Origin of the sequence: Janthinobacterium algoris (assembly GCF_051380935.1) — a bacterium.
Taxonomy (GTDB): domain Bacteria; phylum Pseudomonadota; class Gammaproteobacteria; order Burkholderiales; family Burkholderiaceae_D; genus Janthinobacterium.
The window spans coordinates 74,350-86,295 of record NZ_JBNYXZ010000013.1 but is presented as its reverse complement, the minus strand read 5'-3'; the positions used below and the strand labels follow the sequence as shown (position 1 = coordinate 86,295).

Below are 11,946 nucleotides of genomic sequence, written 5' to 3'. Positions count from 1 at the left end.
GAAAACAGCAGATTCAGTCGGCGCCGTCTTGCTGTCGCAGCCGGCGCGCCTGCTGCGCCACGCTGCGCGCCAGCGCGGCCAGCGCCGTTTGCAGCTGGTCACCGTCGAGCACCGATGCCTGCAGCAGGGACATCATTCCAGCTTCCGCGCCATGCAAACCCAGGGTGCGGCAACCGAGGTGCAGTCGTTCGAGCTGCTTGCGCGCTTGCGCCGGCTCGCCGCGCGCCAGCAAGGCGTCGACCTGTTCGCTGGCGGCGCCGACCTGCCCTTGGAAGCCGGTCAGATAGGCCAGCAGGCGTTCGCTGTCGATGCCGAGGCGCTGCAGCGTGTCGCGCGGCGCCTCGGCCGGCAAGGCGGAGACGTCAAAACAGGCATCGATATGCTGGCGCACCTGCTCCGGCTGGAAGGGCTTGACGATATAGCCGGCAGCACCTGCCTGCACGGCGTCACGCACCGTGCCCTGGTCATTCGCCGACGATACCAGCACCAGCGGCATGGCATCAAGCGTGCTGTCGGCGCGGATTTTCTGCAGCAGCTCCATGCCGGACAGGCGCGGCATGCGCAAATCGCAGAAGCACAGCGACGGGCGCAACCCCCGTTCGAGCTGCTCCCACGCCGCTGCGCCATCTTCGGCTTCCACGATATCGTGCACGCCGCAGCTGTCGATCAGATGCATCAATACCATGCGCGACACGACATCATCGTCAACCACCAGTACTTTCATTGCTTTCTCCATTGCCGGCAGCGTCGGGGCCTGGCCGTATACTACCCAGTTTCGCCGCGCGCTCCATTGCCGGCATTGCCTATTTTACATTTTTTAGCCCGAAACGGCTATGTGCGCCAACAGTGCGCGCAATTGCGGCAAATGCAAGGCCACCTGCGTCCAGCGGCCGCCGTCCGCCGCCTCTTCCAGTTCCGTACACAGCATGTGCAGCTGCGTTTCATCCAGATAGGCGGCGCTGCCCTTCAAGCCATGCAGCAGACGCCCGGCGTTATCCTTGTCCTGCGCCGCCAGGGCGGCGTCGAGTTCGCGCAGGCGTCCCTCCAGGTCGGCGACGAAGGCGACACGGATGCGCTGTTGCAGTTCGCCGCTGCTGCCGGATGGGGACGGCGCCGCGATAGGGACTGCCGGCGCGATGCCGAACAAGGCATCGAGCTCGGCCCGCCCCCGCAAGACGCCGTGCGGCACGTTCGACGGCATGCGCGGCAACATGAAACCGCGCTGCAACTGGCGCTCTATGGCGCGCGCCAGCAAGCCATGCAGCGCCGCCTCGGCCACTGGTTTGCTGAGGAAATCATCCATGCCGACACCCAGATAGCGGCTGCGGTCTTCTTCGCTGGCGTTCGCCGTCAGGGCCACGATCATCAGATCCTGGTCACGCACGGGCTGGTCCGGCCAGCCACCCAGGCGTATCAATCGCGTCGCCGTGGCGCCATCCATCTCCGGCATGCGCCCGTCCATCAGGATCAGGTCATAGCGCGTATGCACGCACGCTGCCACCGCCAGCGCGCCGTTGGCGACCACGTCGACTCGGTGCCCCAGCTCTTCGAGCATGACGCGGATGATGATCTGGTTGGTGGGGAAGTCTTCGGCGCATAGCACGCGCAACTGGTGGCTGTGCGGCGCCAGCGCCACCTGTGGCACCTGCGGCGGCGCCACGCCATCGGCCAGCGGCAAGGTGAAGGCAAAGGTGCTGCCCTGCCCCGGCGTACTGGCCACCTCGATCTCGCCCTCCATCAGTTCGACCAGTTGGCGGCAGATCGCCAGGCCCAGCCCCGTGCCGCCGTAGCGCCGCGTGGTGCTGGCGTCGGCCTGCTCGAACTTCTGGAACAGGCGCGCCATCGCGTCCGCATCGATGCCGATGCCGCTGTCGCTGACGGTAAAGCGGATCAGGTTGACACGACGCCCGCCGCTACCGCTGGTCACGCCGGCCCGCTCGACGCACACACTGACGCCGCCGCGCTGGGTGAACTTGAAGGCATTGCCGACCAGGTTGACCAGCACCTGGCGCAAACGGGTCGGGTCGCCCACCACGAAGGGCGGAAGGTCCGGCGCGAAATCGATGGCAAAACCGATGCTGCGCGCTGCCGCCTGCTCCTCGAACAGGCTGACGACCGTCTCGATCGCCGCACCGAGCGCGAAGTCGATGTTTTCGATACTCAGCTTGCCCGCCTCGATCTTGGAAAAGTCGAGCAAGTCATTGATGATCACCAGCAGCGACTGGGCATTGGCCTGGCCCCGCAAAATCTGCTCGCGCGTGGCGTCGTGCAGCTGCTCGTCGCGCAGTGCAAAGCCCAGCATGCCGATGACGCCGGCCAGCGGCGTGCGCATTTCGTGGCTCATGTTGGCCAAAAATTCCGACTTCTGGCGCGTCGCGTCTTCGGCCTTGCGCTTGGCCTGGCGCAGGCTTTCCTCGTTTTTCGTCAAGCTGCTGTTGACTTGCGCCAGCTTTTCCGACTGGGCCAGCACTTCGATTTCCTTGCTCTGCAACTCGGCCGTGCGTTCGCTGACCTGCTTTTCCAGCTCATTCTGCTGGCGCCGCAGCGCGCGCACGCGCTGGCGGTAAGCGCCATACACGGCGCCCAGCAGCAGCGCCGCCATCAGGGTGCGGAACCACCAGGTTTTCCAGAATGGCGGCAGGATCGTGATGGCCAAGGTGGCGCCGCTCTCGTTCCACACGCCGTCCTTGTTGGCCGCCTTGACGCGAAACACATAATTGCCCGCATCGAGGTTGGTGTAGGTGGCAAAGCGCCGCCCCGCATCCGTCATGACCCAGTCCTGGTCGAAGCCTTCGAGCCGGTAGGCGAACATGTTGCGCTGGGGTGCGGCGAAATGCAGGGCCGCAAATTCCAGCGAAAAGACGCTTTCGCGGCTGGTCAGCACCAGCTTGCGCGTATGGTCGATCGCCGTCCTGAGCACGTGCGCGAACTCGCCGCGGCCGATGGACACCGGCTTGTTGAATATCTGCAGCTCCGTGATGGCCACCAGCGGCGGCACGCGGTTGTCGTGGATATCCTGTGGCACGAACGCCGTCATGCCGTTGAAACCGCCGAAATACATGGTCCCATCCGCCGCGCGCAGGGCCGCGCCATCGAAGTACGAGCCTTCCACCGTGCCATCGGCGCTGTCGTAGTTGCGGAACAGGCCACTGCGCATGTCGAGCCGCGTGATGCCGCTATTCGTGCTCAGCCACAGCTGCTCGTTATCGTCGCCCAGGATGCTGGCGACGGCATCATCGGCCATGCCATCCTTGCGCACGAAGCGCCGGAAGCGGATCTCGCCCTTCGCATCGATGTCCATCCGGTTCAAGCCATTGGCCGTGCCCACCCACAGCACGCCGCCCTTGTCTTCGTGCAGGAAATGCACCTCGTCGTGGCTCAGGCTATGCAAGTTTTGCGGATCATGGCGAAAATGCCGGAACTGGCCGCTGGCGCGGTCCAGCAAATCCAGGCCGTGGAAGGAGCCTATCCACAGCCGCCCCTTGCCGTCTTCCAGCACGGGCCGCACCATGTTGTCGGACAAGCTGTTCGGGTTGGCCGGATCATGACGGTAGGTGGTGAAGCGTTTGCTAACGGGGTCGAAACGGTGCACGCCGCCCCGCGTCGAGACCCACAGCATGCCGCTGCGGTCACTCACGACATTGCGGATGGTGTCGCTGTTCGGATCGCCGGCGGCAAAGCGCATGGTAAAAAAACGCCCGAGTACCGGATCGAAGCGGTGCAAGCCCGTCGAGCCGCCCACCCACAGAGTGCCATCGGGCGCCTTGTACAGGGTGGTGACCTGCTCGTCGCGCGACATGCCGGGCGAACTGCGCAGGTCGAACAGCCGCGAGCTGCCGTCGCGCATATCGTACAGTTTCAGGCCGCCTTTGGTGGCCAGCCACAACTTGCCATTGCCCGCATCGGCCACGGCGCGCACTTTCTTGTCCGCCAGCGCGACCACATCGCCGGGAGCACGCGCCATGCGCGAAAAGCCGCCGCTGCCCAGGTCCACCCGGCTCACGCCGTTGTACCAGGAGCCGACCCAGAAGGTGCCCGCGCGGTCGCGGTAAAGCGACGACAGCTGGTTGTCGGCGACGCTGAATTTGTCACCCGTCTGGTGGCGATACTGCAGGAAGGTGTCACTCTCGGGCAGCCAGCGGAACAGGCCATCGGCGTTGCTGCCCAGCCAGACGGTGGCGTCGATATCCTGGTACAGGCTGGCGACGCGGATGGCGGAAAAGCCCTGTTTTTCATTCAGGCGCAGGCGTGCCTGCGGTGCCTGCCCGGCGCCGCCCAGGCGCCAGCGCTCGGCGCCGGCCATGGTGCCTATCCACAGATTCTGCTGGCGGTCCACCAGCAGCGACTGGATCACGTTGTACTTCGAACCGGGCTCCGTGTCGACGGCGAAATGCTCGAAGCGGTCACTGCCCGGCGCCAGCATGTCCAGGCCCGTGACGGTGCCTATCCACAGGCGCTGTTGCGCGTCCAGCACCAACGCCTTGATTTCATTGTCGCCCAGGCTGTGCGGATTGCCTTCTTCATGGTGCCAGGTTCGGAAGGCGCCCGTGGCGGGGTCGAAATGTTGCAAGCCGTCCGAGGTGGCGATCCAGAAGCCGCGCGCGCCATCGTCAAGAATGGCGTGGATATGCCGGTTGCCGTTGCCGCGCTTGCTCTTTTCAGCCGGGACATAGTGAATGAAGGTCTGGCTGGCGGCATCGAAGCGGTCCAAGCCGTTGTCGGTGCCCACCCACAGCTGACCCTGGCTATCGACATGCAGTTTGCCGACCCAGTTGTCGGCCAGGCTGGTCTTGTCGCCCTCGATATTCTTGTAGACGACCATGCGGTAGCCATCGTAACGGCTCAGGCCAGACTGGCTGCCGAACCACATATAGCCCTGCCGGTCCTGGGCGATGGCCAGCACCGATTCCTGCGCCAGGCCCTGTTCGACGCTGAGCTGGTCGAAACGCAGGGTGGGCGCAGGCGCCGCCGCGGCCGGGCCGCCCGGCAGCAGTAAAGACAACAGCAATACCACTTCGCAAGCACGTCGAAATACCAGCACAATCGTCCTGTCAAAAAAAACGCGAAAACTCCGGTTATTCTTCCGGGGGCCGTCTCAAGAACCAAAAAACGCCAGTACATCGTCCTTGCGGGCCTGCGTATCGCGCTGTCCAAGACGGATCAGCTCATTAGTATACGTCGATTCGAACAATAAATACGATGCCAATGCCGCGCCGCGCGCTTCGGCCGCGCCGATGCCCGACAACATGGTGCGGATAGGACGGGGCAAACTGCCGATATGCCGGCTGGCGATGGCGTCGAGTCGTTCGGACGGTGCGATGACCAGCAACTCCACCGGTTTCAATGCCGTCTTGCCCATCAATTCAGGCGGCAGCATCGACAAGGTGAGGTTGATGCGGTTCAGGCGCTCGATGTCGACGGCCAGGCCATCGAGGAAGATCGACGACAGCGCGTGGCCGGCGATCTGCGCCAGGCTGGGGTAGCGCGCCGCTTCGGACGCGGCAGGCGCCGGTTCCGTCATGCGTCCCGCCCCCACCACCAGCACCTTGTTCGCACCCAGGTGAATAGCCGGCGAGATCGGCGCCAGCTGGCGCATCGATCCGTCGCCGCAGTACTCGCGCTGGCCACCTATATACAGGGGCACGGCGGGAAAAATAAAAGGGATGGCGGCCGAAGCGAGCAAGTGTTCCACGCCGATCTGGTCTTGCAAGGCCAGGCGCTGCGTGCGCACCCAGGGCGCGATCTCGGCGGCCGTCTGGTAAAACGTCATGTGGCGGCTGCCTGAATACGACGACGCCGTCACGGCCAGCGCATGCAGCAAACCGTCGGCCAGCGCCGCGTCCAGGCGCGGCAGGTCGAGCATGCGGTGCAGCAGGCTGACCAGCGGAGTATTGTCGAGCAGGGAATTGGGCGGCGAGGCATGCCACTGGCGTAGCAGCCAGCCGAACGACAGCAGCGACAGCCAGCGCGCGCCCGAGCGGATCACGCCCAGCGAATCGGCGCGGTAGACTTGCTCGACCTGGATGTGCTGCCACACGTCGAGCAGCTTTTGCACGCCTTCGCCGAAGTTGTCGGCCCGGCAGGCCAGCGCCGTGGCGTTGATGGCGCCGGCCGAGGTGCCGCAAATGATGTCGAAGGGGTTGCGCGCAGGCGCCCAGCCCGCTTCCCACAGTATCGCCGAAATCGCCTGCAGCACGCCCACCTGGTAGGCGGCACGGGCGCCCCCTCCCGTGAGTATCAAGCCTGTTTTATTTTGCATTCCCATGCCGGCAGATTAGCAGGGTCTTGATACTTTGTGGAAAAGTTTCGGGGTGAATCAATCGCCTCTGACCATGCCTTCACGCCGTGGGTCCGCGCCGCCAAACCAGAAATCCTTGCCGTGCGCATTCAGGCGCATGATGCCCTGCAAGCCGGAATTCTGCTCGATGACACGCACCTCGTGGCCCATGGTTTGCAGCGCCTCGACCTGGGCTGCCGGCGCGCGGCCCTTTTCCAGCTCCGTCGGGCCATTGCGGCTGCCGAAGTTCGGCAGGCTGATGGCTTGCTGCACGTTCAGGCCCCAGTCCATGGTGCCGACCAGCACCTTGGCGACATAATTGATGATGGACGAGCCGCCCGGCGATCCCGTCGCCAGCACCAGCTTGTGCGTGCCCTTTTCAAACACCAGCGTGGGCGACATGGCGCTGCGCGGACGCTTGCCAGCTTGTACGCGATTGGCGATCGGGCCATCCGCATCGCGCGAATCGAAAGAGAAATCCGTCAACTGGTTATTCAGCAAAAAGCCGTCGACCATCTGGCGCGAACCGAAGGCGTCTTCCACGCTGGTGGTCATCGACAGGCCGCCGCCAAAGGCGTCCACCGCCACCAGGTGCGAGGTCGACGGGCGCTGCAAGGCGTTGTCCATGCCCCACGCGACCTGCATGCCGGGCGGCGTGCCGGGCAAGGCGCGGCCCATGGATTTGTCGCCGATCAGGGACGCGCGCTGCGCCAGGTAGGTTTTATCCAGCATGGAGGCGATGCCCTTGCCCGGCAACGGCACGAAGTCCGTGTCGGCCACGTAGCGGTTGCGGTCCGCGTAAGCCAGGCGCCCCGCTTCCGAGAACAGGTGGATGGCCTGCGCATCGAGCACGCCGTCGACGGGCGCATACGGGCGGATATCCTTCACTTCCAGCATGCCCAGCATCTGCGCGATGGCGATGCCGCCCGACGATGGCGGCGGCATGCCGCACACGGTCCAGGCCTTGTAGTCGCTGCAGACGGGTTCACGCACCTTGGCCCGGTAGCCGGCGATGTCGGTCGCCGTCAGCTTGCCCGGATTGGTGGGATGCGACGCCACCTTGGCAGCGATGTCGCGCGCGATGCGGCCCTGGTAAAAGGCGTCGGCGCCACCACCGGCGATCTCGCGCAGGGTGCGCGCCAGTTGCGGGTTTTTCAGCACATGGCCGACGGGCCAAGCCTTGCCGTCCGGGTCATAGAAATACGCGGCGGCGACGGGGTCGCGCTTCAGGGCCTGGTCCCAGTTTAATAGGCCGTTGAGGCGCTGGCTGACGGGAAAGCCGCCGTGCGCCAAGCGGATGGCAGGGCCGAACAGAGTCGCCCACGGCAGCTTGCCATGTTCCTTGTGCGCCAGTTCCAGCATGCGCAGCACCCCCGGCACGCCCACGGAACGCCCGCCCACCACGCCGGTGGCACGCGAGACGGGGCTGCCGTCGGCATTCTGGAACAGGTGTTCGTCGGCAGCGGCGGGCGCCGTTTCGCGCCCGTCGAACGCTTGCACGCCCTTCGCCGTGGAGTACAGCAGGAAGGCGCCGCCGCCGATGCCCGACGATTGCGGTTCGACCAGGGTCAGCACCAGCTGCGTGGCGATGGCCGCGTCGATGGCGCTGCCGCCTTTTTTCAGCATCCGGTAGCCGGCATCGGCGGCCAGTGGATTGGCCGCAGCGACCATGAATTTCTGCGCCGCCCAACCCGATTTTTCCGCATACGCGGTGGCGATTTCCGGCGCCTTTTGCGGCACTTCGGCAAAGGCAAAGGTGGCGGGAATGGCAACCAGAGCCCCCAGCAAGGTCAAGCTCAGCACCAGCGGCTTCAATGTGATCATGGATTCTCCGATAAAAAAAGGGCGCACAGCCGAGCAAGGCTGTACGCCCCATACGGGGGTATCCTACATCAAATCACACCGGGCTTATTTCGGCTGCATGCGGATGGCGCCGTCCAGGCGGATAGTTTCGCCATTCAGCATGACGTTTTCCACGATGGCTTTCACCAGTTGCGCATATTCGCCGGGCTTGCCCAGGCGCGATGGGAACGGCACCATCTTGCCCAGCGCGTCCTGCACTTCGGCCGGCATGCCCAGCAGCATCGGCGTTTCAAAAATGCCAGGCGCCACCGTCATGACGCGGATGCCGTTGCGCGACAGGTCGCGCGCCATCGGCAGGGTCAGTCCCACCACGGCCGCCTTCGACGACGCATACGCGGCCTGGCCGATCTGGCCATCGTAGGCCGCCACGGAAGCCGTGTTGATGATAATACCGCGCTCGCCTTCAGCGGTGGCTTCCTGCTTGGCCATGGCATCGGCCGCCAGACGGCACATATTGAAAGTGCCTACCAGGTTGATGTTGACGACTTTCTGGAACAGCGCCAGCGGATGCGGGCCATCCTTGCCCACTGTTTTCACGGCAGGCGCCACGCCGGCGCAGTTCACCAGGCCGCGCAAGGGACCGAGCTTGGTCGCCGCGGCCACCACGGCCATGCCGTCTTCTTCCGAGGTGACGTCGCACTGCACGAATACGCCGTTCAATTCAGCGGCCTGCGCCTGGCCCGCCTCGGTCTGCACGTCGGCCAGCACGACCTTGCCGCCCGCCGCCGTCAGCATGCGCGCCGTGGCCGCGCCCAAACCCGATGCGCCGCCCGTGATGATGAATACATTGTCCTGAATCTGCATGAAATCTCCTGAGTGATAAGAGCCGTGTTCCCGGCGCCCGTTGCTTGCATGGTGCATGGTGTCATGCATTACGCATCATTACGCATCATTACGTTTACGTAAACGTAATGTCGGCGACAATTGTAGCCACTTTTGTAGCCACCGAGCGAAAACTTGCAGCGGCAGCGAATGGCAGGGCTAAAAACACTGCATGAAAGCGCCGTTGCGGTGGCAGATGCGGCCGTTGGCATCGAGCGTGGCATTGCCCGCGCCGTTATAGCGCGCGCCGGCCGCATCGCGGCAACCGCCTGTGTCGCAGGCACCGATGGGCTGCGGCGCGCGCGGCATCGGCACGGCCTGGCTGGGCGGCAACGGCGCCATAGGCACAATAGGCACAATAGGCGGCACAGGCTGGGCCGGCATGCGGCCAATCACCTGCGCCACGGAACGGCGCGGCTGCACGGGTGGCGCCGGGCGGCATGGCTCCACGGCCAGCTTGCCGCTGTCGCGCGGGTCGAGCTGACAGACGGGCAATGGCTCGGGAGCCGCCTGCCGCTGCGCCCCGGCATGACCACCAGCCAGTAGCAGCAGGGCACAGGCCAGCGCCGGTATCGTTTTTATCATCTCGAGCATGCCGCTTCCTCCAGTATCCATCGCACAGCTTTCATTATTGGCACACGCCGGCCCAGATGCCAGCGGGGGTAACACTTTCACGTTTGCACGTGATACACATCGCAGGTGCGGACACTGCAACGGTGTTTTATTTCCTTTCAGCACTTTCCTTCTTGCCAGTATGGCATTACAATAAGAACGATTCTTATTCTCATTGCCAGAATTCGAGCGCAGTTTATTTTCTTTTCATTCATTTATACCCGAGCCACCCGGAAGGCAGCCAGGAAATAACAACATCCGGAAAGTTCACCATGACCAAGCGTAGTCCCGCCTTCGTAGCCCCCGTGTCCACTCCCTCCCGCGCCATGCATTCCGCCGCCCTGCTCCTGCCCTGCCTGCTCTCGCTGGCCGTCAGCAACGCCTGGGCCGAAGGCAATGTGGCCGCCGATCCCACCATGAACACGGTGGTCGTCACCGCTTCCGGCACGGCCATCGACATCAAGGATGCACCGGCCAGTATCAGCGTCATCACGCGCGAGGAAATCGAACGCCAGCCCGTGTATGACTTGAATACCCTGCTGCGCCGCATCCCCGGCGTGACGGGCGGTACCAGCCCCGTGGGCGAGGAATCGAAGATCAAGCTGCGCGGCCTGCCCGACAAATACACCTTGATCCTGGTCGATGGCAAGCGCGTGGGCAGCTCGGCCGACACGGCTTACCGCCCGGACCTGGGCCGCCAGGACTTGAACTGGATCTCGCCCGACATGATCGAGCGCATCGAAGTGGTGCGGGGACCCATGTCCTCGCTGTATGGATCGGACGCCATGGGCGGCGTGATCAACATCATCACGCGCAAGGTGCCGGGCAAGTGGAACGGTTCGGCCACGGCCAACTACACGCAACCGCAAGAGAGCGACCGCGGCACGGCGCACCAGTTGGGCGTGAACCTGGCCGGCCCCCTGTCGGACACGGTCGGCATGCGCCTGGGCGTGAGCCAGTCGCGTCAGAATCCCGATGAAAAATTCGACAAAGCGGGTGGCATCGGCGGCGAACGCAACCAGACTGTCTCGGGCCAGCTCACCTGGGCGCTGGACAAGAAACAGAACCTGTCGCTGGATGCCAGCTATGGCAAGCAGCAAGCGATGGATTCGGCCGCACGCGATGCGGATGGCGAGGCAGTGATCTCCGGCTGGGGCGCCAGCAAGCTGATACGCAAGAGCATCGGCCTCGGCTATGAAGGCCGTTTTGATTTCGGCAAGGCCAAGGTCAATCTGTACCACAATGATTTCGACAACCAGTTCATCGGCACGGTGGCCAAGTCCAAGGACAGCACGCTGGACGCGAACCTGGAAAAACGGGTCGGCTGGGGCGGCATCGAGCAGATGCTGGTGATGGGCGGCCAGTGGAAGCACCAGGAACTGACGAATACCGACACCATCGGCACGATTCCCACCGATTACCTGGGTAATCCCGTGAGCGGCGCGACCTTGTCCGGCACCACCTCGGCCCTGTTTGCGGAAGATCAGCTGTTCCTGCGCGACAACTTGACGGCCACGGCGGGCCTGCGCCTGGACCACCACAGCAAGTTCGGCAACCACTACAGCCCGCGCCTGTACCTGGTGTACCACCCGGCGCCGGCCTGGACCATCAAGGGCGGCGTCTCGCAAGGCTTCCGCGCCCCCAGCCTGAAGGAAAATGCACCGGGTGCCGCCACCCAGTCGCGCGGCGGTGGCTGCAATGGCCTGCGGCCCTTGGGCTACATCACGGGCGGCTGCTACATGGCGGGCAATGCGGACTTGAAGCCGGAAACGAGCACGGCAGGCGAGATCGGCGTGGCGTGGGAACAGAATGGCTGGGACGTGGGCCTGACCTATTTCCACACGGATTTCAAGAACAAGATCGACTATGCGCCGCTGGGCTTTTACCAACAGCGCTGGTGGACCAAGATGACGAATATCCAGAAGGCGCGCACCAGCGGCCTGGAAGGCACGCTGACCATCCCTTTGAGCAAAAACCTGAACTGGCGTAACAACGTGACCTACATGGCGGAAGCGAAAAACCTGACCACGGGCGCCAACCTGCTGTCGACGCCAAAACTGTCGTGGTACTCGGCGCTGGGCTGGCAAGTCAACGACCAGCTGTTCGGCGAAGTATCGGCCCAGTACACGGGCAAGGAACTCGATGCGGGCAAGCTGGCCGACAAAGCCTACACCATCGTCGACACGGTCGTGTCGTACAAGCTCACGCCACAGTGGACCGTGCGTGGCGGCGTGCAAAACCTGTTCAAGAAAGGGCCGATGGCCGATGGCCTGGTCGACTATTACGTGCCGGGACGCCGTATGTTTGTCGGCCTGACGTCGCGCTTCTGACCTGACACAGCCCCGCAGCATGTGCCGCGGGGCTGTCGGGAG

Annotated in this window: 7 protein-coding genes; 1 reads left to right on the top strand and 6 read right to left on the bottom strand. The window is 64.2% G+C overall.

Translation table 11 applies throughout. The features are described 5' to 3' along the window. Positions 1-13 precede the first annotated feature (13 nt). The 6 genes from ACQ4W7_RS19325 to ACQ4W7_RS19300 all read right to left on the bottom strand — a co-directional run bounded on the left by ACQ4W7_RS19325 (position 14) and on the right by ACQ4W7_RS19300 (position 9,556). Entirely contained in the window at positions 14-724 is a 711-nt protein-coding gene (locus ACQ4W7_RS19325) for a response regulator (RefSeq protein WP_436532571.1), read from the bottom strand. Positions 725-817: 93 nt separating this feature from the next. After that, a complete protein-coding gene (locus ACQ4W7_RS19320) occupies positions 818-5,014 on the bottom strand; it encodes a hybrid sensor histidine kinase/response regulator (RefSeq protein ID WP_436532677.1) in 4,197 nt (1,398 codons plus the stop codon). An 81-nt stretch (positions 5,015-5,095) separates the two neighbouring features. Then, complete coding sequence (locus ACQ4W7_RS19315; RefSeq protein WP_426072768.1) at positions 5,096-6,265, bottom strand: patatin-like phospholipase family protein; 1,170 nt, start codon at positions 6,263-6,265, stop codon at positions 5,096-5,098. Between the two features lie 51 nt (positions 6,266-6,316). Beyond that, the gene (ggt, locus tag ACQ4W7_RS19310) at positions 6,317-8,101 is read right to left on the bottom strand and encodes a gamma-glutamyltransferase (protein ID WP_436532569.1); all 1,785 of its coding nucleotides are present in this window, start codon (positions 8,099-8,101) and stop codon (positions 6,317-6,319) included. Positions 8,102-8,185: 84 nt separating this feature from the next. Then, the gene (locus tag ACQ4W7_RS19305; RefSeq protein WP_436532567.1) at positions 8,186-8,944 is read right to left on the bottom strand and encodes a 3-hydroxyacyl-CoA dehydrogenase; all 759 of its coding nucleotides are present in this window, start codon (positions 8,942-8,944) and stop codon (positions 8,186-8,188) included. A 177-nt stretch (positions 8,945-9,121) separates the two neighbouring features. Continuing rightward, positions 9,122-9,556: a hypothetical protein gene (locus ACQ4W7_RS19300; RefSeq protein WP_436532565.1), complete on the bottom strand. Its 435-nt coding sequence runs from the start codon at positions 9,554-9,556 to the stop codon at positions 9,122-9,124. Positions 9,557-9,846: 290 nt separating this feature from the next. Between ACQ4W7_RS19300 and ACQ4W7_RS19295 the strand changes: the two genes are divergently transcribed. Beyond that, positions 9,847-11,904, top strand: a complete 2,058-nt coding sequence (locus ACQ4W7_RS19295; protein ID WP_436532563.1) for a TonB-dependent receptor domain-containing protein — start codon at positions 9,847-9,849, stop codon at positions 11,902-11,904. Positions 11,905-11,946 lie beyond the last annotated feature (42 nt).

Coding starts and splice junctions, on each gene's coding strand:
- ACQ4W7_RS19325 (WP_436532571.1), bottom strand. CDS start 724: ATGAAAGTACTGGTGGTTGACGATGATGTCGTGTCGCGCATGGTATTG.
- ACQ4W7_RS19315 (WP_426072768.1), bottom strand. CDS start 6,265: ATGGGAATGCAAAATAAAACAGGCTTGATACTCACGGGAGGGGGCGCC.
- ggt (WP_436532569.1), bottom strand. CDS start 8,101: ATGATCACATTGAAGCCGCTGGTGCTGAGCTTGACCTTGCTGGGGGCT.
- ACQ4W7_RS19305 (WP_436532567.1), bottom strand. CDS start 8,944: ATGCAGATTCAGGACAATGTATTCATCATCACGGGCGGCGCATCGGGT.
- ACQ4W7_RS19300 (WP_436532565.1), bottom strand. CDS start 9,556: ATGCTCGAGATGATAAAAACGATACCGGCGCTGGCCTGTGCCCTGCTG.
- ACQ4W7_RS19295 (WP_436532563.1), top strand. CDS start 9,847: ATGACCAAGCGTAGTCCCGCCTTCGTAGCCCCCGTGTCCACTCCCTCC.